23 protein-coding genes are annotated in these 21,944 nt (G+C 56.7%); 9 read left to right on the plus strand and 14 right to left on the minus strand.

The features are described from left to right. The first annotated feature begins 96 nt into the window (after positions 1-96). The 3 genes from GNG29_RS09940 to sodC all read left to right on the plus strand — a co-directional run bounded on the left by GNG29_RS09940 (position 97) and on the right by sodC (position 1,881). Positions 97-336 (plus strand): DUF1289 domain-containing protein, encoded by a 240-nt coding sequence (locus GNG29_RS09940; protein ID WP_103179366.1) that lies wholly within the window; start codon positions 97-99, stop codon positions 334-336. A gap of 49 nt (positions 337-385) precedes the next feature. After that, positions 386-1,282: an aldo/keto reductase family oxidoreductase gene (locus GNG29_RS09945; RefSeq protein WP_156654386.1), complete on the plus strand. Its 897-nt coding sequence runs from the start codon at positions 386-388 to the stop codon at positions 1,280-1,282. An 80-nt stretch (positions 1,283-1,362) separates the two neighbouring features. Beyond that, positions 1,363-1,881, plus strand: coding sequence for a superoxide dismutase [Cu-Zn] SodC (gene sodC, locus GNG29_RS09950; RefSeq protein ID WP_103179368.1), 519 nt, complete (start codon positions 1,363-1,365; stop codon positions 1,879-1,881). Here sodC and GNG29_RS09955 read toward each other — a convergent pair. Genes GNG29_RS09955 through GNG29_RS09965 form a run of 3 tightly spaced genes read right to left on the minus strand, consistent with a single transcriptional unit; the run spans position 1,860 to position 4,992 of the window. Beyond that, positions 1,860-3,893 carry an FUSC family protein gene (locus GNG29_RS09955; protein WP_156654387.1) on the minus strand — a complete coding sequence of 678 codons (2,034 nt, stop codon included), beginning with the start codon at positions 3,891-3,893 and terminating at the stop codon, positions 1,860-1,862. The two genes, sodC and GNG29_RS09955, sit on opposite strands and share 22 nt — an antisense overlap. Continuing rightward, positions 3,890-4,753 (minus strand): HlyD family secretion protein, encoded by an 864-nt coding sequence (locus tag GNG29_RS09960; protein ID WP_156654388.1) that lies wholly within the window; start codon positions 4,751-4,753, stop codon positions 3,890-3,892. The genes GNG29_RS09955 and GNG29_RS09960 overlap by 4 nt, the downstream gene beginning before the upstream one ends. Before the next feature lie 2 nt (positions 4,754-4,755). Further along, the gene (locus GNG29_RS09965; RefSeq protein ID WP_103823914.1) at positions 4,756-4,992 is read right to left on the minus strand and encodes a DUF1656 domain-containing protein; all 237 of its coding nucleotides are present in this window, start codon (positions 4,990-4,992) and stop codon (positions 4,756-4,758) included. A gap of 187 nt (positions 4,993-5,179) precedes the next feature. Between GNG29_RS09965 and slyA the strand changes: the two genes are divergently transcribed. Then, entirely contained in the window at positions 5,180-5,620 is a 441-nt protein-coding gene (slyA, locus tag GNG29_RS09970; protein WP_103179372.1) for a transcriptional regulator SlyA, read from the plus strand. 36 nt (positions 5,621-5,656) lie between these two features. On the opposite strand, the gene GNG29_RS09975 is transcribed toward slyA, so the two are convergent. Beyond that, a complete protein-coding gene (locus tag GNG29_RS09975) occupies positions 5,657-7,015 on the minus strand; it encodes a GGDEF domain-containing protein (RefSeq protein WP_156654389.1) in 1,359 nt (452 codons plus the stop codon). A gap of 184 nt (positions 7,016-7,199) precedes the next feature. After that, complete coding sequence (slyB, locus tag GNG29_RS09980) at positions 7,200-7,667, minus strand: outer membrane lipoprotein SlyB (protein WP_103179374.1); 468 nt, start codon at positions 7,665-7,667, stop codon at positions 7,200-7,202. 285 nt (positions 7,668-7,952) lie between these two features. Here slyB and anmK point away from each other — a divergent pair, with 285 nt between their 5' ends. From anmK to pdxY, 5 genes are all read left to right on the plus strand, one after another. After that, the gene (gene anmK / locus GNG29_RS09985) at positions 7,953-9,077 is read left to right on the plus strand and encodes an anhydro-N-acetylmuramic acid kinase (protein ID WP_156654390.1); all 1,125 of its coding nucleotides are present in this window, start codon (positions 7,953-7,955) and stop codon (positions 9,075-9,077) included. A 96-nt stretch (positions 9,078-9,173) separates the two neighbouring features. Continuing rightward, complete coding sequence (gene mliC / locus GNG29_RS09990; protein ID WP_103179376.1) at positions 9,174-9,497, plus strand: C-type lysozyme inhibitor; 324 nt, start codon at positions 9,174-9,176, stop codon at positions 9,495-9,497. Positions 9,498-9,554: 57 nt separating this feature from the next. Next, positions 9,555-10,211 (plus strand): pyridoxamine 5'-phosphate oxidase, encoded by a 657-nt coding sequence (gene pdxH / locus GNG29_RS09995; RefSeq protein ID WP_103179377.1) that lies wholly within the window; start codon positions 9,555-9,557, stop codon positions 10,209-10,211. Positions 10,212-10,337: 126 nt separating this feature from the next. After that, positions 10,338-11,612, plus strand: coding sequence for a tyrosine--tRNA ligase (gene tyrS, locus GNG29_RS10000; RefSeq protein WP_103179378.1), 1,275 nt, complete (start codon positions 10,338-10,340; stop codon positions 11,610-11,612). A 63-nt stretch (positions 11,613-11,675) separates the two neighbouring features. Continuing rightward, positions 11,676-12,536 (plus strand): pyridoxal kinase PdxY, encoded by an 861-nt coding sequence (gene pdxY / locus GNG29_RS10005; RefSeq protein WP_103179379.1) that lies wholly within the window; start codon positions 11,676-11,678, stop codon positions 12,534-12,536. 83 nt (positions 12,537-12,619) lie between these two features. On the opposite strand, the gene gstA is transcribed toward pdxY, so the two are convergent. The 9 genes from gstA to rsxA form a co-directional block, all read right to left on the minus strand. Beyond that, the gene (gstA, locus tag GNG29_RS10010) at positions 12,620-13,225 is read right to left on the minus strand and encodes a glutathione transferase GstA (protein WP_103179380.1); all 606 of its coding nucleotides are present in this window, start codon (positions 13,223-13,225) and stop codon (positions 12,620-12,622) included. Positions 13,226-13,333: 108 nt separating this feature from the next. Next, positions 13,334-14,842: a dipeptide/tripeptide permease DtpA gene (gene dtpA / locus GNG29_RS10015; RefSeq protein ID WP_103179381.1), complete on the minus strand. Its 1,509-nt coding sequence runs from the start codon at positions 14,840-14,842 to the stop codon at positions 13,334-13,336. A gap of 615 nt (positions 14,843-15,457) precedes the next feature. Further along, a complete protein-coding gene (nth, locus tag GNG29_RS10020; protein ID WP_103179382.1) occupies positions 15,458-16,093 on the minus strand; it encodes an endonuclease III in 636 nt (211 codons plus the stop codon). Further along, on the minus strand, positions 16,090-16,776 hold the full coding sequence (locus tag GNG29_RS10025) for an electron transport complex subunit E (protein WP_103179383.1): 687 nt from the start codon (positions 16,774-16,776) through the stop codon (positions 16,090-16,092). The genes nth and GNG29_RS10025 overlap by 4 nt, the downstream gene beginning before the upstream one ends. After that, the gene (gene rsxG, locus GNG29_RS10030; protein WP_103179384.1) at positions 16,773-17,399 is read right to left on the minus strand and encodes an electron transport complex subunit RsxG; all 627 of its coding nucleotides are present in this window, start codon (positions 17,397-17,399) and stop codon (positions 16,773-16,775) included. The genes GNG29_RS10025 and rsxG overlap by 4 nt, the downstream gene beginning before the upstream one ends. A 9-nt stretch (positions 17,400-17,408) precedes the next feature. Next, positions 17,409-18,461 carry an electron transport complex subunit RsxD gene (rsxD, locus tag GNG29_RS10035; protein ID WP_156654391.1) on the minus strand — a complete coding sequence of 351 codons (1,053 nt, stop codon included), beginning with the start codon at positions 18,459-18,461 and terminating at the stop codon, positions 17,409-17,411. Then, positions 18,462-20,771 (minus strand): electron transport complex subunit RsxC, encoded by a 2,310-nt coding sequence (gene rsxC, locus GNG29_RS10040; RefSeq protein WP_156654392.1) that lies wholly within the window; start codon positions 20,769-20,771, stop codon positions 18,462-18,464. Further along, on the minus strand, positions 20,764-21,342 hold the full coding sequence (gene rsxB, locus GNG29_RS10045; RefSeq protein ID WP_103179387.1) for an electron transport complex subunit RsxB: 579 nt from the start codon (positions 21,340-21,342) through the stop codon (positions 20,764-20,766). The genes rsxC and rsxB overlap by 8 nt, the downstream gene beginning before the upstream one ends. Beyond that, positions 21,342-21,923, minus strand: coding sequence for an electron transport complex subunit RsxA (gene rsxA / locus GNG29_RS10050; protein ID WP_039029166.1), 582 nt, complete (start codon positions 21,921-21,923; stop codon positions 21,342-21,344). The genes rsxB and rsxA overlap by 1 nt, the downstream gene beginning before the upstream one ends. Positions 21,924-21,944: the final 21 nt, after the last annotated feature.

Here is a 21,944-nt window from a genome sequence, read left to right on the forward strand (position 1 = left end):
AGTGAAACCTTAATGCCACAATTCTGTGGTTGACCTCTTGCGTAACCCCGGCTTAAGGTCTTCACTTTACTGAATCTTGGGTTTCGGGAGGTGCGTGTGGCTGAACAACTGGAGTTCTTTCCTGTCCAGAGCCCGTGCCGCGGTATTTGCCAGTCGGATGAGCGAGGGTTTTGTCGCGGCTGTATGCGCAGCCGGGAAGAGCGTTTTAACTGGCAGTCGATGAGCGATGCCCAGAAACAGGAGATCCTGCGCCTGTGCCGCCAGCGTCTTTTGCGTAAATTGCGCGCAAACAAGCCCCCTGAAGCTGAAGAACCTCAGCAGCCCTCACTTTTTTAGCGTCACAAACGCGTATACTCTCCCCAGACTTTTTTTAAAGGAAATTGCTATGGTTCAGCGTATTACCCTTGCCCCGCAGGGCCCGGAGTTTTCTCGTTTTGTGATGGGCTACTGGCGTCTGATGGACTGGAACATGTCCGCCCAGGAGCTGGCCAGTTTTATTGAAGAGCATCTGGATCTGGGGATCACCACTGTCGATCACGCCGATATTTATGGCGGCTACGAGTGTGAAGCAGCCTTTGGTGAGGCGATGAAGCTCTCTCCCGCGCTGCGTGAGCGTATGGAGATCGTCACCAAATGCGGTATCGCCACCACGGCGAAAGCGGAGCATGCCCTCGGCCACTACATTACCGACCGCGACCATATTATTCGTAGTGCAGAACAGTCCCTCACGAATCTGGCGACCGATCGCCTTGACCTGCTGCTGATCCACCGTCCCGATCCGCTGATGGACGCCGATGAGGTTGCCGAAGCCTTCCTCGCCCTGCACCAGAGCGGCAAGGTGCGCCATTTTGGCGTCTCTAACTTTACGCCAGCCCAGTTTGCCCTGCTGCAGTCGCGTCTGCCGTTCACCCTGGCGACTAACCAGGTTGAAATTTCGCCGGTTTATCAGCCGCTGCTGCTGGACGGTACCCTCGATCAGCTCCAGCAGCTGCGTATTCGCCCGATGGCCTGGTCCTGCCTCGGCGGTGGTCGCCTGTTTAATGATGATGCCTTCCAGCCGCTGCGCGATGAGCTGGCGAAGGTGGCCCAGGAGCTGAATGCCGAAACTATCGAGCAGGTGGTCTATGCGTGGATTTTACGTCTGCCATCCCAGCCGCTGCCGATCATCGGTTCCGGCAAAATTGAACGTGTACGTTCAGCGCTGGCAGCAGAGCAGCTGAACATGACCCGCCAGCAGTGGTTCCGCATCCGCAAAGCCGCGCTGGGTTACGACGTGCCGTAATTCTCTATTTGTCTGACTTTCCGGTTAAAACGTTGCCCCTGGTATAAACTTAAGGGGCAAAAAATAACCAAGGAGGTCATATGAAGCGATTTACTCTGGCAGCGTTAACGCTGGTGGTTTGTGCAGGTGCGCAGGCTGCCAGCGAAGAAGTAAAGATGAACCTCGTCACCTCTCAGGGGATCGGCCAGTCCATCGGGACAGTCACCATCACTGAAACCGATAAAGGCCTGGAGTTTTCCCCGGATCTCAAAGCCCTCCCTCCGGGCGAACACGGTTATCACGTCCATGCCAAAGGCTCCTGCGAACCGGCCATGAAAGATGGCAAACCGTCCGCCGCTGAGGCCGCGGGTGGACACCTCGATCCCCATAACACCGGCAAACATGAAGGGCCGGAGGGGATGGGCCACTTAGGCGATCTGCCAGCGCTGGTGGTCAACAATGACGGTAAAGCGACCGACCCGGTCGTTGCCCCGCGCCTCAAAAAGCTGGATGAGGTAAAAGGCAAAGCGCTGATGATCCATGTCGGTGGGGATAATATGTCGGATCACCCTAAACCTCTTGGCGGTGGCGGGGAGCGCTACGCCTGCGGGGTGATTTGATCGCTGAGGGTGCCCGGTGCGGGTGCCTGTTCCAGCTGGGATAGCGAGCAGTGCAGTCGCCAGATCAGGGCCGCAAGCTCTTGTCCGGCGGGCTGCGGATGATGCGACAGAGTGTCACAGATACGCTGAAGCTCATCCAGCGTGGCGGCCAGGGGACGCTGCTGTACGCCGCGTTCGCTCATGATGTCACGCAGCAGTGAGACGGCGACGTCGCGCACCCGGGCCAGCGGATCCGAGCGCGTCTCCCAGTCCCGTAACTGCCAGACCACATGGCTGCAGTTCAGCAGCACCACTCCCCAACGCAGCAGCCAGCGTCGCGCCAGCGCATCCTGACTGTTATTGAGCTGGTTAACATGGTGATAGACCAGCGATTCATAGCCATTCTCGCTGAGCCGCGGCCTGCGGCTCAGCTGATCGACAAATCCGCGCCGCAATTCGCGAATGTGACGACGGCTCTTACGCGCATCGGAGCCCGGACGCAGCACCGCAAAGGCCAGCCACGTCAGCCCCACGCCAAGTATTTTTGCCAGGTTGTCATTGAGAAACTCGGCAAAGTCATACACCGGCGGGTTGGTCACCGAAATAAATGAACCCATAAAGACAATAAGCTGCCCCCACAGACCGGCGAGGGCGGGCATCTGCTGCTTCATAAGTTGCATGGTGGTCAGCAGCGGGAAGAGAAACAGCAGGAACAGCCAGAGGTCCGAGATCTGCACCATCAGGCCAAACTTGACCACAAAGCTGAAGAGCGAGAGCAGGATCAGGGTGCGCAGCAGCAGCGTGAGCGAATTAAAGGGCGAGGCCGCCACCGAATAGAGCACGCTGCTGATCGCGGCCAGGGTCAGGGCCGCCCCCCCTGCATCCCACTGGGCGGCAATGGTCCAGGCGCCTACCAGGCTAAGGGCGCAAAAGGTGCGAAAGCCGCTCCAGAGCGCTTCCAGATTATCAGTATGCCGGGCCAGCGCCGGGCTGCGGGGAACGATAAATTCTGTTATCGGCGTCGCGGTTTCAACGGCTTTTATCCAGCGGCTGCTCTGTAGATACAGACGGCAGAAATAGCGTAGTCGCAGCCAGAAGGCACGATGGCGGTAATCCGCGTCGGTGCCTGGCCTCAGTGGAGCAAGGATCCGCGCCACGGTATAAAAATCGGCGTCAGGACGGGCAAGGGCGGCGAGGAGTTGATCGATAACCTCCCGGGTGTGGGCGGGCGGATTAGGCCAGTTCAGCAGCATGCGGCGCAGACTGGAGATGGCGCTGGTCATCCGAAGCTGCTGGTGGAGGAGATAATTAAGCAGGGCATTCTGGCGGCGAAAACGGTAATGGCTCCAGAAAGCCTGGATACGCAGCAGGTTCATGGTCAGGATCTGGGCGATAACCTTCTCGTGGGCCAGGCGAATAGCATCGTTACTGTCGGGCTGCCACAGCAGGCTGGCGTGCTCCAGCAGCCGGGTGTGCATGGTTTTCAGCGCGGTGATGAGGGCTTTGCCGTCGGAGGTGCTGGGCAGGATCATCATCATCACCCCGCCGCTAAGGATGCCAATAATAACTTCGCACACGCGGGCCTGGGCGATATCCCACAACTGGGTGGTGTCGAGAATATCAATGACCGGGAACGCGATGATCGCCGCGGTGTATCCAGCCAGCTGGAAGGCATAGGCGACGTTATTGGTGAAATGGGCGCAGGCCCAGGTGCAAAGCGCCAGCCAGGCCGCCATGCTGAACAGAAATAGCCACGGGTCGTTGAGCGTATGACCGGCAATAATCAGCGCAGCGGTGGCACCGAGCAGGCTGCCCGCCACGCGGCCAAGGCTTTTACTGATCACACCGCCAACGGTCGGGAAGCTGACCACCGCCGCCGAGGTCATCGCCCAGTAGGGTTCGTCGAGGTTAAGACAGTAGGCGACAGTGAGAGCCAGGCACATCGCTATCCCGTTGCGCAGGGCGTAGCGCCACTGCGCCGGGGTCGCCTTTATCCACGGCAGGTTGCGCCATGAAAAAGCGGGGAGGTTCACCGGGCGGTTCCCACAGAGACGGTACAGGTGGTGCCGGAGACCAGCGTCAGGTCAGGCGGTAGCTTGTCGAAACTGATGCGCACCGGGATGCGCTGCGCCAGCCTCACCCAGGGAATATTAGGTTTCACGTCGGGCACCAGCCCTGAATCGGTCTCCACGCTCTGATCGTAGATAGCCCGACCAATACTCGATACGTGACCCTGTAACGTTTGCGAACTGCTGTAGAGTACGATCTGCACCGGCGCACCCTCACGGATATGCCGGAGCTTGGTCTCTTCAAAATAGCCCACCACGTAAAAGGAGTGGCTGTCGACCAGGGCGAACACCGGCTGGCCCGTGGAGGCGTAATCACCCACCCGGGTTGAAAGATTGGTGACCCAGCCGTCCACCGGTGCTTTAACCACCGTCTGGGTCAATTGCCACTGCGCCTGTTTTAGCGTCGCTTCAGCCACCGCTACGTTGGCCTGCATCGCTTTGACGTTAATATTGGCGGTATCCAGATCTTCGGCGGAGATATATTTTTGCGACAGGTGGCGGCGCCGGTTCGCTTCATTATTGGCTTTTGAGAGATCGGACTGAGCTTTTGCCAGCTGCGCCTCGGCGTTAAGCACTGCAATATGGAACGGGGTCTGATCAATTCTGAAGAGCACCTCTCCCGCATGGACAAACTGGTTATCTTTAATGTGCAGGGTGGTAATCGTGCCGGAAACCTGGGGCGTCACGCTGACCTGCTCGGCGCGCACCTTTCCGTCCCGGGTCCAGGGGGACTGCATATAATAATTCCATAGCCACCATCCAGCGATGAGCGCCACGGCCAGAACCAGTAATGATGAAAAATATTTAATTGTTTTCATAAGCATAGTCACCACACAATGAGCAGAACCAGGCCCAGGCAGACTGCAAGGACGAATAACGAAAGATCCATCAGCATGGGGTGCCAGATTTCACCGGAATAGATCCAGTCGCGCAGCAAGCGGTGGGTGACCAGCCAGAGAATAAAACCCAGCATCACCGCTTTGAACAGAGGGGGAAAGTAAACCGAGGCACCTACTATCAGATCCTGAAGCGGTAACCCCGAGGCGTTAAGCGTGAACGTCACGTGCCGGTTCCTTTGCAAATGGGTCGTGGCCAAAAAGCGCGGCCGCATAACGCGCTGGGGCGTCACAACAAAGTGTAAATCAGACTCTCATCAAGGATGTATGCAGTATTGCATTTGTTTTGGCAATATAAATGCTGCACACTATTCTAAAATCAGTATAATAACTTAGCAAGCTAATTATAAGGAGATGAAATTGGAATCGCCACTAGGTTCTGATCTGGCAAGGTTAGTACGCATCTGGCGTGCTCTGATTGACCATCGCCTGAAACCTCTGGAATTGACACAGACGCATTGGGTCACGCTGCATAACATCCATCAGCTGCCACCCGACCAGTCACAGATCCAACTGGCAAAAGCGATTGGCATCGAGCAGCCATCACTGGTACGAACGCTCGATCAACTGGAAGAGAAGGGGCTGATTTCACGCCAGACCTGCGCCAGCGATCGTCGTGCCAAGCGGATTAAACTCACTGAGAAAGCCACCCCCATCATCACAGAGATGGAGGCGGTGATCAGCAAAACGCGCGGTGAGATCCTCTCCGGGATCACGCCTGCCGAACTGGAACTGCTGATCTCGCTGGTAGCCCGGCTTGAGCACAATATCAATGAGTTACAGTCCCGCGACTAACCTTTAAAAAAGCCTTGCGAACGCAAGGCTTTTTCTTTACTGGAACACGACCACCCGGTTACGTCCGCTCTCTTTTGCCTCGTACATCGCTTTATCTGCACGCCCGACGCACTCTTCCGCGCTGATGTTCTCTATGGCGGTAAACACGCCCATGCTGATGGTGATGGGCTCGGGAAGTTGTCCGTCGGAGCTGGCTTTATCGAAGCTGCTCAGTTTTAAGCGTATCCGCTCCGCAACCTGGCGCGCCGCTTCAGGGGGGGTATGGGTTAACAGCAGAACAAATTCTTCTCCCCCGATACGCGCCGCAACGTCATTTGGCCGGACGGAATCCATCAGCAACTGGGCGACAAACTGCAAAACCTTATCTCCTTGCAGGTGTCCATAGCAGTCGTTGATGCGCTTAAAACGATCGAGATCGCTGACGATAACCGAGACCGGCTCCGTCGGTTTTACCGTATGAAGGGCGTGGTTCAGGGCATCATAGAAATAGCTACGGTTGTAGAGCCGGGTCAGCGGATCGCGAATCGAGTTCTGGTAAGACTGTTGATACTTCAGATGCGATTCGCGATAAAGATTAAATACGTCATACAGCAGGACAAACATAATCAGCAGCGTGGCAACGGCTTCAAATAACCGTGCGCGATACCATGAGATATCTTCTGCGTGTCCGCCTGACAACAGCATGGCAAACGTTGCGATATAACAGAGGCATAAGAAATTCCCGCCCACCCAGAACAGATTGCGCACCCGCGTCGTACGCAACAATATCGCCAATGCAATAATCCAGAACGCGATGAGCGTAATGTTAATCGGCCGTTTCCACAGCAACAGATATTGCCGGGTGTCGTTGTCGACCAAATCTAATGATAATAAAGCCACGTTGCTGGAGTAGAGCCAGGCGAGGATCACAATCAGGGCCGTAAATATAAACATGCCTGAAATTATCGAAAGATGGAAAATTCGCGACAGTGGTCGGCTGCGGATAGCGTACAGCACAGCCGCAACGATAAAAAGCACGGCCATCAGCAGATGACGGAACGCGAAGTAGATCATGGCGTCGTTATAGTTAACAACGTTGAACTGATACAAATCCAGCCACGCCGGGAAGCTGGATAGCGTTCCCACCATCAACAAAGCCGAACCGACGAAGGCAAAGGCAAAGGACATCAGATATAAACGCATTCTGTCGCACCAGTATTTCATCACCATGAAACAGGCGATAAACAGGTGAAATACCAGTAAAAAAATGGTGAGCATAGGAAAGAGAAACGGGGAAAATGACGCCGTCTTTCCGACCAGGCCAAAAAAAAGAGAGTGTAAAATTCCGATGACAATAAAGCAGCCCACAAAGAACTGCGCATACTTGTTCTTAATATAATGATTTATCGCAAGCATAAATATTTCAAATAAAGAAAAAAGGATTTGCGAATCATCTCATAAGCGCAGGGGGAATACTTTGCGCAGGAACAAGCGGTACGAGAATTAAATATAAATAATGTGAATGTATTAAATTAATATATTTATATTAGTAATGCTTAATGGTGCGGGGCGTGATCGGATGACCACGCCCATAACGTTATTAACGTGGGGAGACGGTGACCTGGCTGCCGTTGCTGGCCAGTACCACACGTTGACCAGCAGCAAACCGCGTATTGCCCTGTTTCTGGACCACCATAATGGTGCTGCCGTCATCCTTGCGGATCTCTAACTCAACGCCCTGGGATTTGTTCATCGCACCCTGGACGCCCTGACCCGCAACGCCACCGGCTACGGCACCCGCCGCGGTTGCCAGTGAACGGCCTGTGCCGCCACCCACGGTGTTACCGAGGAAGCCACCCAGTACCGCACCGCCAAGTGCGCCGATCACGTTGTTCTCATCACCACCCTGAATCTGTACCGGGCGCGCGTTCACGATGGTGCCGTAAGTGACATTCTGAACCTGTTTCGCCTCAGAGGCACTGTAAACGTCCCCGGACAGGGAGTTGTCATTAACACAGCCAGCCAGAGTGAATCCAACCAGCGAAACGGCCAGTACACGTAAAATCATTTGAATCTCCTGTTCACCAAAAACGCTCGTTGAGCATCCGTTATGGCTAAATTATATGGCATCGGGTGCCATAAATCCTATCTTTGCTCAAACACAATCAGAATGGTACTCGATTCTCACTCAACCATAGCTATACAAGCGACGATGTCACCCTGCAGGAGATACGGATTATTCCTGGAATGACGCCCAGCGCCAGCTATTGTTAAAAAGTATGAGTCCATCGTAGCATTGATAATCGGTTTATGGTGGAGTGAGTCATCAGCCCAAACGGATTAAGGAAAACGGATGAAATCGGGTCGCTACATTGGCGTAATGTCAGGAACCAGTCTGGATGGTGTGGATGTCGTCCTGGCGGCAATAGACGAGAATATGGTTGCCCAGCAGGCAAGCCTTAGCTGGCTTATTCCCCAGGAGACGAAACAGGCGATCCTGAATATCTGTCAGGGCCAACAGCTGACGCTGTCGCAGCTGGGGCAGCTTGATACGCAGCTCGGACGCCTGTTTGGTGATGCGGTGCTGGCGCTGATGAACCAGGAGAATCTTCGTCCGCAGGATGTGGTGGCGATCGGCTGTCACGGGCAAACGGTCTGGCATGAGCCGGGCGGCGACGCGCCGCATACGTTGCAGATAGGCGATAACAACCAGATCGTCGCCAAAACCGGCGTGACGGTGGTGGGGGATTTCCGCCGCCGCGACATGGCCCTCGGCGGGCAGGGCGCACCGCTGGTCCCCGCGTTCCACCACGCCCTGCTGGCGCATCCGACGGAGCGCCGCATGGTGCTCAACATCGGCGGCATCGCCAATCTTTCTTTATTGATCCCAGGCCAGCCGGTACGCGGCTTCGACACCGGGCCGGGAAATATGCTGATGGACGCCTGGATCTGGCGTCAGGCGGGTAAAGCCTACGATAAAGACGCCCAGTGGGCATGCAGCGGTAAAGTTATTATCCCGCTGCTGCAAAGCATGCTCAGCGATCCCTATTTTGCCGCACCGGCGCCGAAAAGCACTGGCCGCGAATACTTCAACTACGGCTGGCTTGAGCGTCAGCTGGCGAACTTCCCGGGCCTGGCGCCTGAGGATGTACAGGCCACGCTGGCAGAGCTTACTGCCGTTTCGGTCTCGGAACAGGTGCTGCTGAGCGGGGGCTGCGAGCGTCTGCTGGTGTGCGGCGGCGGCAGCCGTAACCCACTGGTGATGACCCGTCTCGCCGGTCTGCTGCCGGGCACGGAGGTAACCACCACCGACAAAGCAGGGATCAGCGGCGATGACATGGAGGCGCTGGCCTTTGCCTGGCTGGCGTGGCGCACGGTGGCTGGTCTGCCGGGGAACTTACCCTCGGTAACCGGAGCCCGTGAAGCGAGCGTGTTAGGTGCTGTTTTTCCAGCGAATCCGCGGCAAAATCAGAGTTAACCGAATTTCACTTAAGCCTGCTGTGGGTAAGAATAGCCGAAAAAACGGGAGGGCCTACGCGCCCTCCGGGACCAGGAAAGTCTTCGGAATTTACCCATGAAAAAACTGCTTCTTGCTTTTACTCCCTTTCTGCTGGCGAGCTGTAGCGTTTACAACCAGTTCGTCGAGCGCATGCAAACCGACACGCTGGCCTATCAGTGCGACGAAAAGCCCCTGACCGTTAAGCTCAATAATCCCCGTCAGGAAGTCAGTTTCGTGTACGACAATAAGCTGCTGACGCTGAAACAGGGGATCTCCGCTTCCGGGACCCGATATAGCGACGGGGTGTATGTCTTCTGGTCGAAAGGCGACAGTGCAACGGTCTACAAGCGCGATCGCATTGTGCTGAACAATTGTCAGATCGAAAATCCGAAGCGTTGAGATTTTGCAGGGGGCGGCGCACAATAGCGTCACCCATTGTCAACGTCAGTTAACGCCATGTCAGATAACGACGAATTGCAGAAAATTGCGCACCTGCGGCGCGAATACACCAAAGGCGGCCTGCGTCGCCAGGATCTCCCCGCCGAGCCGCTGGTGCTGTTTGAGCACTGGCTAAAACAGGCCTGTGAAGCACAACTTGCCGATCCCACCGCGATGGTGGTTGCCACCGTCGATGAAAATGGCCAACCCTGGCAGCGCATCGTGCTGCTCAAACATTACGATGACAAAGGACTGGTGTTCTACACCAACCTTGGCAGCCGTAAGGCGCAGCATCTGGAAAACAACCCGCGTATCAGTTTGCTCTTCCCGTGGCATATGCTGGAGCGCCAGGTGATGGTCACCGGCTCCGTTGAACGTCTCTCAACCCTTGAAGTGGTGAAGTATTTCCACAGCCGTCCGCGGGACAGCCAGATTGGCGCCTGGGTCTCTAAACAGTCGAGCCGTATCTCTGCCCGCGGCGTGCTGGAGAGCAAGTTCCTTGAGCTGAAACAGAAATTCCAGCAGGGCGAAGTGCCGCTGCCGAGTTTCTGGGGCGGCTTCCGCGTCTCCGTTCAGCAGATGGAATTCTGGCAGGGCGGTGAACATCGCCTTCACGACAGGTTTATCTATCAGCGCGATAACGGCGCGTGGAAAATCGATCGGCTGGCACCCTAATCCCCGAAATTTGTTCTCTTAAGCGCTGGCGCTACGTTGGTCAGCGCTTTATTCTATGTACCTTTCGCGTCTGGCGAAAAGTCGTGTACCGGCAAAGGTGCAGTCGTTTTATACATGGAGAATTTGATGGCAAGCAGTAACTTGATTAAACAATTGCAAGAGCGGGGGCTGGTAGCCCAGGTGACGGACGAGGAAGCGTTAGCAGAGCGACTGGCGCAAGGCCCGATCGCGCTCTATTGCGGCTTCGATCCTACCGCTGACAGCTTGCATTTGGGGCATCTGGTTCCTTTGTTATGCCTGAAACGCTTCCAGCTGGCTGGCCATAAGCCTGTGGCTCTGGTCGGTGGCGCAACGGGTCTGATTGGTGACCCAAGCTTCAAAGCCGCTGAGCGTAAACTGAATACGGCGGATACCGTAGAGGAGTGGGTGGCGAAAATCCGCAAACAGGTCGCGCCATTCCTCGACTTTGACTGTGGTGAAAACTCCGCGATCGCTGCGAACAACTACGACTGGTTTGGCAGCATGAACGTGCTGACCTTCCTGCGGGATATCGGTAAACACTTCTCCGTTAACCAGATGATCAACAAAGAAGCGGTGAAGCAGCGTCTGAACCGTGACGATCAGGGCATCTCCTTTACCGAGTTCTCCTACAACCTGCTGCAGGGGTATGACTTTGCCTGTCTGAACAAGCTGCACGGCGTTGCGCTGCAGATTGGCGGCTCCGATCAGTGGGGTAACATCACCTCCGGTATCGATCTGACCCGTCGTCTGCACCAGAATCAGGTCTTCGGTCTGACCGTTCCGCTGATCACCAAAGCGGACGGCACCAAGTTCGGTAAAACTGAAGGCGGCGCGGTATGGCTCGATCCGAAGAAAACCAGCCCGTACAAGTTCTACCAGTTCTGGATCAACACCGCAGATGCTGACGTTTATCGCTTCCTGAAGTTCTTCACCTTTATGGACATTGAAGAGATCAATGCTCTTGAAGAAGAAGACAAAAACAGCGGTAAAGCGCCACGCGCCCAGTACGTGCTGGCCGATGAGGTCACTAAGCTGGTTCACGGCGAAGAGGGCTTAGCGGCGGCCAAGCGCATTACCGCCAGCCTGTTTAACGGTACCCTGAGCGATCTGAGCGAAGCAGACTTCGAACAGCTGGCGCAGGATGGCGTGCCAATGGTGGAGATGGAAAAAGGCGCCGATCTGATGCAGGCCCTGGTCGACTCTGAGCTTCAGCCGTCCCGTGGCCAGGCGCGTAAAACCATCGCCTCTAACGCCATCACCATTAACGGTGAAAAACAGTCTGACGCGGAGTACGTCTTCGCTGACAGCGATCGCCTGTTTGGTCGTTATACCTTGCTGCGTCGCGGTAAAAAGAATTACTGTCTGGTTTGCTGGAAATAATCATAAAAGCACAGGGGCGTGGGAAACCACGCCCCTTTATTTTTTCAGGGTTGTGGTAAGAAAATGAAGAATATCCTCGCCATCCAGTCCCACGTCGTTTTTGGGCATGCTGGCAACAGCGCCGCAGAATTTCCGATGCGCCGTCTCGGGGCCAATGTCTGGCCGTTAAATACCGTTCAGTTTTCCAACCATACGCAATACGGCAAATGGACCGGTTGCGTGATGCCGCCCGCTCATCTTACAGAGATTGTTCAGGGCATTGCTGATATCGACAAACTCAAAACCTGCGATGCCGTGCTGAGCGGTTATCTTGGATCAGCCGAGCAGGGCGAGCATATTCTCGGTATTGTTCGCCAGGTGAAGGCGGCGAACCCGGCGGCGAAATATTTCTGCGATCCGGTGATGGGCCATCCGGAAAAAGGCTGTATCGTGGCGCCAGGCGTGGCGGAGTTTCACGTGCGTCACGCTCTCCCGGCCAGCGACATCATCGCCCCAAACCTCATTGAACTGGAGATCCTCTGTGAACATCCGGTGAACAGCGTGGAGGAGGCCGTTGCGGCGTCCCGTGAACTGATTGCGATGGGGCCGGAAATCGTGCTGGTGAAACATCTGGCCCGCGCCGGAATCAGCCCGGATCGCTTTGAGATGCTGCTGGTGACCAAAGATGAAGCCTGGCACATCAGCCGTCCGCTGGTGGATTTTGGCAGCCGTCAGCCGGTGGGCGTGGGCGATGTGACCAGCGGTCTGCTGCTGGTGAAACTGCTGCAGGGGGCAACGGTGCGTGATGCGCTTGAGCACGTCACGGCGGCGGTGTATGAGATTATGATCGCCACCAAAGCCCTGCAGGAGTACGAGTTGCAGGTTGTGGCCGCACAGGACCGGATTGCGAAGCCGGAACACGTTTTTAGCGCGACCCAGCTTTGACCTCAATGCCCGGCGGCGCTGCGCTTACCCGGCCTACAGGTCTTGTAGGCCCGGCAAGCAAAGCGCCGCCGGGCGAAAAGCGCTTACTTTAACCCTTCCGCTTCCAGTGCTGCCGCCACGGCAGGCCGCTCCGCCATACGCGCCATATAGGCGTCAATGTGGCTTAATCCTTCCATGTTCAGCTTCACGGCCCGTGCCCAGCGCAGGACGGTAAACAGATACGCATCGGCAATGGTAAAGCGCTGCCCGCAGATCCACTGATCCTCTTTCAGCGACGCGTTCACATACTGCAGTTTCTTCTCCAGCAGGGCGCGAACGATCGGCTTGTACTCTTCCGGGGTGTCCGGGCGGAACAGCGGGGTAAAACCTTTATGCAGTTCGGTGGCGATGTAGTTCATCCATTCAATGGTTTTATAGCGGGCGATAGTGCCGGCTGGCGCCAGTAGCTGGCGATCCGCGACGCTGTCCGCGAGGTACTGCATAATGGCAACACCCTCGGTGAGCAGGGTGCCATCTTCCAGCAGCAGGGCCGGAACCTGGCCTTTAGGATTCACCGCGAAAAAATCATCGCCGTTTTCCAGACGCTTTTGCATCAGATCAACACCGTTGAGGGTGAAGTCTTTACCGCTCTCGCGCAGCGTAATATGGGAGGCAAGAGAGCAGGCGCCTGGTTTATAGAACAGTTTCATCGGTCACTCCTGTTTACGTAGGTTTACCCTATGTTAGTGCGCCCCATAATAAAAAAAAAGCCGCTAACGCACAGTTAGCGGCTTGTAGTCAGTCGTTTCCCGATGACATTACACGGCGGCGGTGTTGCTCGCTTTAGCGGTATTGTCGTCGTCCTGAGTCATGCGGTTCAGTTTTGGTGCAGTCAGCATCATCAGCACAGCGATAACCGCAGTGGCGATACCAATCTGCAGGAACACGTCACCATAGACATGCAGCGACTGCAGCGGGTCGGTCACATCAGAAGGCACAGCCATCAGGTTGGCGATCTTACCGGCGATGATGGCAGCACCGGCAGTGGTCAGGAACCAGCTACCCATGATGAAGCCCATCAGACGCTGTGGAACCAGCTGTGCAACCATCGCCAGGCCCAGACCGGAGATCATCAGCTCACCGATAGACTGCAGGGCGTAGCTCAGGATCAGCCAGTTCACGGAGACGATACCCGCGTCGCTGGCGAATTCCGCGCCCAGCGGCAGTACCAGGAAGGCACCCGAGCAGAGCACCATGCCCACCGCGAACTTGTGCGGCATTGGCAGGCGGTCGCCCATCTTGTTGTAGATGGCAGCCAGGATCGGGCTACCTACCATGATCCAGAACGGGTTCAGGGCCTGGAACTGCTCAGGCTCGAACGCGATACCCAGGATAGAGTGCTCAACGTTACGGATCGCGAAGAAGTTCAGAGACGTTGGCATCTGGCTGTACAGCACGAAGAAGACAATCGCTTCAACCATCAGGATAAAGGCAACAATCATCTTACGACGCGCCGCGCCCTGCATGGAGAAGGCTTCTTTTGCAAAGATGCAGATGATACCCAGCGCAACCACGCCCAGCACCGCACGGGCAATACCCTGGTTGTGCAGCAGCCAGGTGGCGATAGCAACCAGCACGACAACACCAACCAGCGTCGCCAGCAATTTACCCATCTGTACCGGCGCAAAGTCAGGTTTTGAACCGTACTCTTTCACCCAGCTGCGGCAGAACAGGAAGTTCACCACGGTGATCAGCATACCGACGAAGCTCAGGGCAAACGCCACGCTCCAGCCGAATTTTGCTGCCAGCCACGGGGTTGCCAGCATGGAGAAGAAGGAGCCAATGTTGATGGACATGTAGTACATGGTGAATGCACCGTCCAGACGCGGGTCATCTTTCTTATAACAGGTAGAAAGCAGGGCAGACGGGTTCGCCTTGAACAGGCCGTTACCCACCGCGATGGTCGCCATACCCAGGTAAACCACGCCGGCATCGTGACCGGACCAGGCTACCAGACCATAACCGATCGCCAGAACGATGGCGCCCAGCAGGATGACACGTTTGGTTCCCAGTACTTTATCGCCCAGCCAGCCACCAATTGCGACCAGACCGTAGACCAGAGCACTGAAAGAAGAGAACAGGGTGATGGAATCGGCTTCGGACATACCCAGTTGTTTCACCAGGTAAACCGCCATGATCCCTTGCAGACCGTAGTAACCAAAACGCTCCCACAGCTCAATAGAGAATATGAGATAGAACGATTTAGGTTGTTTGAAAGCGTTAAGACTTACGCTCTCTTCAGCTGGTTTATTGTTTGCAGTAGACACATATACCTCTTTTTTTACATCCCATATTAACGGGGGTGTTCATAGCGTGATGACCGTAGTCCATCCGCTTTATAGTTATAGTGGGAGGGGAAACGGCGGGTAATGTTCACTATCCTGACCCGTCTGGCAAGACGTTTGTAATAGTCTGTTACATTTAACTCAAGCCCTATAATGCGCCAGAAACCTAAATGTTATTTAGCGTTAAATTTTACCGTTTCGGTGAAACTGGTTTTTTTCACTATTCAGTAGGGGAGAAAATCGCCGTATGGCGATATGTTCTGCTGTAAAAGGTGTTGGGCAGTGATATGGCCTATGTTCTGAAAAATAACCGGACATATCTACGGTTGAGAAGGGGGTATTTCTCGATGCTGTAGGGCTTTAGTAGCCATTTTGACACATAAAATTAACAGCGTGTGAACAGAGTGATCGCCATCACATTTATATAGAAAATTTTGCTGACGAAAAAACAATTAACCTGTTTGATTGTTATATAGCCGCACAATGCGCGAACCGTAAACTTTTGCTCAGACAGAAAAACTGCAAAAGGCGAGCCTGAAAGATACTCGTGCTTAATATAAGGTTTTCAGGTGATAAAAAAACCGTCGAATGACGGTTTCAGTGGTCGGTTTTCTCTTTAAATTCACAGAGATCTTCAATAATACAGGAGCCACAGCGCGGTTTACGCGCAATGCAGGTATAGCGTCCGTGGAGGATCAACCAGTGATGGCAGTCGACCTTGAACTCCGCAGGAACCACTTTCAGCAGCTTATCTTCGACCTGCTCCACGTTTTTGCCCGGAGCGAAGTTCGTTCGGTTGCAGACACGAAAGATATGAGTATCCACGGCAATGGTCGGCCAGCCGAAGGCGGTATTCAGCACCACGTTGGCGGTTTTACGGCCCACGCCAGGCAGTGCTTCCAGCGCCGCGCGATCTTCCGGTACCTCACCGCCGTGCAGCTCTATCAGCATCCGGCAGGTCTTGATCACATTCTCGGCTTTGCTGTTAAACAGGCCGATGGTTTTGATGTACGACTTTACCCCCTCAACGCCCAGCTCCAGCATCGCCTGAGGCGTGTTGGCGACGGGGTAGAGCTTCGCGGTGGCTTTATTGACGCTCACGTCGGTCGCCTGCGCGGAGAGCAACACCGCGATCAACAGTTCAAAGGGCGAGGTAAAATTCAGCTCGGTGGTCGGGTGCGGGTTATTCTCACGCAGGCGCTGCAAAATGGTTAAACGTTTCTCTTTGTTCATGAGGCCTTCTCAGGGATCCCTTCCTCTGCGCTGCGCGTGGCAGCGCGGCGTTTACGTTTCTCATCAATGAGGTATTTTACTGCCAGCATCATCCCCAGGCCAATAAACGCGCCAGGGGGCAGCATCGCCAGCAGGAACGGCGTATCGGTGTGGAACACCTCAATGCGCAGAACTTTGGCCCAGCTGCCCAGCAGCGCATCTGCGCCATCGAACAGGGTACCGTTGCCAAGGATTTCACGCATGGCGCCCAGGACAAACATCGCCCCGGTCGCCCCCATGCCGATGGCAAAGCCATCAAGGGCCGAAATCAGCGGATCGTTTTTCACCGCAAAGGCTTCGGCGCGGCCCACCACGATACAGTTGGTGACGATCAGCGGGATAAAAATCCCCAGCGACTGATAGAGGCCAAAGGCCCAGGCGTTGATCAGCATCTGCACGACGCTCACCACCGAGGCGATAATCATCACGTAGATCGGAATACGAATCTCTGACGGCGTCCAGCGGCGCAGGGCAGAGATCGACAGGTTGGTCAGGATCAATACCAGGGTGGTGGCAAGGCCAAGGCCCAACGCGTTGGTAACGGTGGAGGTGACGGCCAGCAGCGGACACATCCCCAGCAGCTGTACCAGCGCGGAGTTGTTTTTCCACAGCCCCTGAACAAAAACCTCTTTTACCTGGCTCATGAACGCTCCTCACAGGCGGGCAGATTGTTAAGTTGCGCAGGCAGCGATTGTGCGTAAACCCCCGCACGTTTAACGGCGTTCACTACCGCACGTGGGGTGATGGTCGCACCGGTAAACTGATCGATATCACCACCATCTTTTTTCACCGCGAACGCCGGATCGTCAATACCGTGGATCACTCTACCAGCGAAATGCAAAATCCAGTCGCTTAAGCGGGTTTCAATCTTATCTCCAAGGCCTGGCGTTTCGTGGTGCTCGGTCACGCGCGTACCCAGCACGGTGCCGGAAAAATCGGTGCCCACCAGCAGCCTGATAGCGCCGGAGTATCCATCCGGGGCGGTGGCCTCCATCACCACGCCGGTCGGCGTATCGCCTTTACGGGCGATAAAAATACGGTGGGTGCCTTTGCCAAGCGCTGGCGTCTGGACAAGATAACAGCTCTTCTGCAGATCGTTATCGTAGATATCTGCCGGGATCACCTGGTCAAACAGCGCTTTTTGCTGACGGGCCGCCTGTTCATCAATGGTGGATTTGGTTAAGCCGTTGACCAGCGCGGTCATGCCGGTGAGCACGGCGGCAAAGAGCGCCAGCGTCACGCCGTGTTTTTGCATCGTTCTTAACATGGCAGATCCTTAGCGATGGCCGTACACGCGCGGACGCGTGTAGTAGTCGATGAGCGGAACGGTGATGTTCGCCAGCAGCACGGCAAAGGCCACGCCGTCCGGGTAACCGCCAAAGCTGCGGATCAGCCACACCAGCAAACCGGCCAGCGCGCCAAAAATCAGGCGCCCACGGTTGGTGGTAGAGGCCGTTACCGGGTCGGTCAGAATAAAGAAGGCACCCAGCATGGTCGCGCCGGAGAGCAGATGGATCTGCGGCGACGCCAGCGACGCCGGCGAGAAGAACCAGCCCAGCCCGGAACAGACCGCAAGCGTTACCAGGAAGCTCACCGGGATATGCCAGCGGATCGCTTTCTGCCACAGCAGGAACAGGCCACCGGCCAGGTACGCCAGGTTAACCCACTGCCAGCCCGCGCCTGCCAGCACGCCGCTGTAAATGGGCGACTGGAGGATCTGCTCTACGCTGTGACCCGCATGCAGAGAGGTTTTGAAGGTATCGAGCGGCGTCGCCTGGCTGATGCCATCCACCCCCAGACGCAGGGTGTTCATATCCGCGCCGCTGGCGGTATGGCCGGAGAAGATCACCTGCACGGCATCCATAAAGCCTGGCACCGTCGCGGCAATCTCATGCGGCGGCAGCCAGCTGGTCATCTGCACCGGGAAGGAGATCAGCAGCACCACATAGCCAATCATCGCCGGGTTAAACGGGTTATGCCCGAGGCCGCCATAGAGCTGCTTGGCGATGATCACCGCGAAAACGGTGCCGAGCACCACCGTCCACCACGGAGCGAACGGCGGAATACTGATGGCCAGCAGCAGGCCGGTGAGCAGGGCGGAATTGTCCGCCAGAATTTTGCCCACCGCGATTTTTCGCAGTTTGAGTACCAGCGCTTCGGCCGCCAGCGCGCTCACACAGCCAAGGATGATCTGCAGCAACGTACCCCAGCCGAAGAACCAGAGCTGTACGGCAATGCCCGGCAGTGCGGCCAGGCAGACCAGCATCATAATGCGCGATGTCTGGCGCTGGTTATGGGTATAAGGGGAGCTTGCGATTCTGAAAACCATTTAATCCTCGTTAACTGCCTGCTGTGCGGCTCTCTTCGCCTGTACCCGCGCGATGGCGGCAGCCACTGCCGCTTTGCGTGGATCGTCATTGGCTGCCGGCTCTTCTTCCTGTTGCGCCGCCTTGCGCGCTTTTGCCCGGGCAATGGCGGCTTCGACCGCGGCTTTACGCGGGTCGACGGGTACGGGTTCTTCCTGTTTTGCTTCCGGCGGCGCGGCTTTACGGGCTTTGGCCCGGGCAATCGCCGCTTCGACGGCCGCTTTACGCGGGTCGACCTGAGCCTGTTCAACCTGAATATCGTCCGGCTGCGCCGCTTTGCGGGCTTTCGCCCGGGCGATGGCCGCTTCGACCGCCGCTTTACGCGGATCGACTGGCGCTGGCTCGCTCTGGTTCTCTTCCAGTGGCGCCGCTTTGCGGGCTTTCGCCCGGGCGATGGCCGCTTCGACCGCGGCTTTACGCGGATCCACCGGAGCAGGCTCGGCCTGAGTCTCTTCCGGTGGCGCCGCTTTGCGGGCTTTTGCGCGGGCGATGGCGGCCTCGACCGCCGCTTTACGCGGATCCACCGGCGCTGGCTCGGCCTGAGTCTCTTCCGGTGGCGCCGCTTTGCGGGCTTTTGCGCGGGCGATGGCGGCCTCGACCGCCGCTTTACGCGGATCGGTTTCTGTTGATGCGGCGGCAGCCTGCGCTTTTTCCGCCTGACGGGCGCGGGCCTCTGCTTTGCGCGCTTCGCGGGCGGCAATCATCTCGCTGTTATCCGGGCGCTGACCCGCCGGGATCACCACATCTTCTGTCGCGGTGGCTTTCTTCTCGCGCACACGCGCCAGGGCAGCATTAATGGCATCCTGGTCTTTTGCCGCAGGCTGAACTGCCGCTTTCTTATGGCGCGCTTCTCGGGCGGCTTTCTCGCGTTCAAGGCGCTGCTGGCGCGCTTCAAACCGTGCTTTGGCTTCGGCTGCGCGTTTCTCTTCCTGGGCGATCGCGTAAATTTCGGCTTTCTCGACGCGGAAATATTGCACCAGCGGAATATTGCTCGGGCAGACCCAGGCGCAGGCGCCACACTCAATGCAGTCGGCCAGGTTGTGGGATTTCGCTTTATCGTGGATCTGCCCTTTGCTGTACCAGTAGAGCTGCTGAGGCAGCAGATCCGCCGGGCAGGCATCGGCACAGGCGCTGCAGCGAATGCAGCCTTTCTCTTCCTGCGTTTCGCCCATCTCGCTGACGGACGGCGCCAGCAGGCAGTTGGTGATTTTTACCACCGGGACATCCAGCCAGGGCAGGGTAAAGCCCATCAGCGGCCCGCCCATAATTACCATTTGCTCGGCGCTCGGGCAGAACCCGGCCTGATCCAGCAGATGACGAACCGGCGTGCCCAGACGCGCCCAGACGTTACCGGGACGGCTAACCGATTCCCCGGTAAGGGTAACGACGCGCTCGGTAAGCGGCTCCCCGTCAACAACGGCACGTTTAACGGCATAGGCGGTGCCGACGTTCTGCATCAGGACGCCAATGTCAGACGAACGACCGCCGTGCGGGACCTGTTTGCCGGTTAAGATCTGGGTCAGCTGCTTGGCGCCACCGGAGGGGTACTTGGTGGGAATAACGCGCAGGCTGATATCATGGCTGCCCGCCAGCACCGCACGCAGCATGGAGATGGCCTGCGGTTTGTTATCTTCAATGCCGATCAGCACCTCCTGCGGCTGCAGAATGTGCGCGAGAATACGAATGCCCTCGACGATCTGCGCGGCGCAGTCCTGCATCAGACGATCGTCCGCGGTGATGTACGGCTCGCACTCGGCGGCGTTGATAATCAGGGTTTTGATCTTGTCGCCGCCGCCCTGCAGTTTGTTACCGGTTGGGAAGCCCGCGCCGCCCAGACCGGCGACGCCAGACTGATGAATGCGCTCGATCAGCGCCTCGCGGCTGTGGTTGCGGTAGTCGCTCCAGCCGTCGCGCTCAATCCAGCGATCTTCGCCATCGGCGTCGATGATGACGCACAGCTCAGAGAGGGCGGAAGGGTGGGCAACGGTATGGGGCGCAATCGCCACCACGGTGCCGGAGGTAGGGGCGTGCACAGGCAGCATACGTCCGCGTCCAAAGGTCAGCGGCTGGCCGCGTAACACGCTGTCGCCAGGTTTAACGCACAGCTCACCCTCAGCACCGATGTGCTGCTTCAGGGGGATAACAAAACGGTTGGCCAGCGGGATCTGGCGCAGCGGCGTACCGCTGGACTGGGTTTTCATCTCTGGCGGATGAATACCGCCATCGAAATCCCAGATCTTCTCTTTTCTGAAGGCAGAAAATAACTTAAGCATGTTGTTCCACAGGAATAATGCGCACCGGAATGGTCTGAAGATCCCATTTCCAGCTATCGGTCGTGGTGGCTACCGGGCGTAACTCAATGCACTGGGTCGGGCAGGGGGCGACACAGAGGTTACAGCCGGTACACAGGTCTTCCATCACGGTATGCATGGCGCGCGTGGCGCCCACAATGGCATCTACCGGGCAGGCCTGAATACATTTGGTGCAGCCGATGCAGTTAGGCTCATCGATCACCGCCAGCATGCGCACCGGCTCCTGCGCGCTTTCATCACCGTCGACCGGCTGGGGGTCGACGTTCAGCAGTTCGGCAATCTTCAGCATCACCGCTTCGCCGCCAGGCGCACAGCGGTTAATTTTTTCGCCGCCGCTGCCCACCGCCTCTGCGTAGGGGCGACAGCCAGGGTAGCCGCACTGCCCGCACTGGCTTTGCGGCAGTAGCTCATCAATTTTTTCGACAATCGGGTCATCCTCCACCGCGAAGCGGCGTGAGGCGTAACCGAGAATGATGCCAAACAGCAGCCCCAGAACACTGAGGGCAGCAATGGCAATCCAGATTGCATTCATTACAACTTCACCAGACCACTAAAGCCCATAAAGGCCAGAGACATAAGACCGGCGGTAACCAGCGCGATGGCGTTACCGCGAAACGGTGCCGGGATATCAGCCGCGACCAGGCGTTCGCGGATCGCTGCAAACAGCACCATCACCAGCGAAAAGCCGACCGCGGCGGAAAAACCGTACAGCGCCGACTGCAGGAAATTGTGCCCAAGGTTAATGTTGAGCAGCGCCACGCCGAGCACCGCACAGTTGGTGGTGATCAGCGGCAGGAAGATGCCGAGCAGGCGGTATAACGCCGGGCTGGTTTTACGCACCACCATTTCGGTGAACTGCACCACCACAGCGATAACCAGAATAAAGGCCAGCGTGCGCAGATAGGTCAGGCCAAGGGGGATTAAAATCCAGGTATCTACCCACCAGGCGCAGATCGAGGCGAGGGTCAACACGAAGGTGGTGGCCAACCCCATCCCCATTGCCGTTTCGAGCTTTTTGGATACGCCCATAAATGGGCACAGGCCAAGGAACTTCACGAGAACGAAGTTGTTTACCAGCACCGTGCCGACAAAGAGCAGTAAGTAATCGGTCATTATTCAGCCTGACATAAAAAA

It is taken from the genome of Leclercia sp. Colony189, assembly GCF_009740165.1.
GTDB lineage: Bacteria > Pseudomonadota > Gammaproteobacteria > Enterobacterales > Enterobacteriaceae > Enterobacter.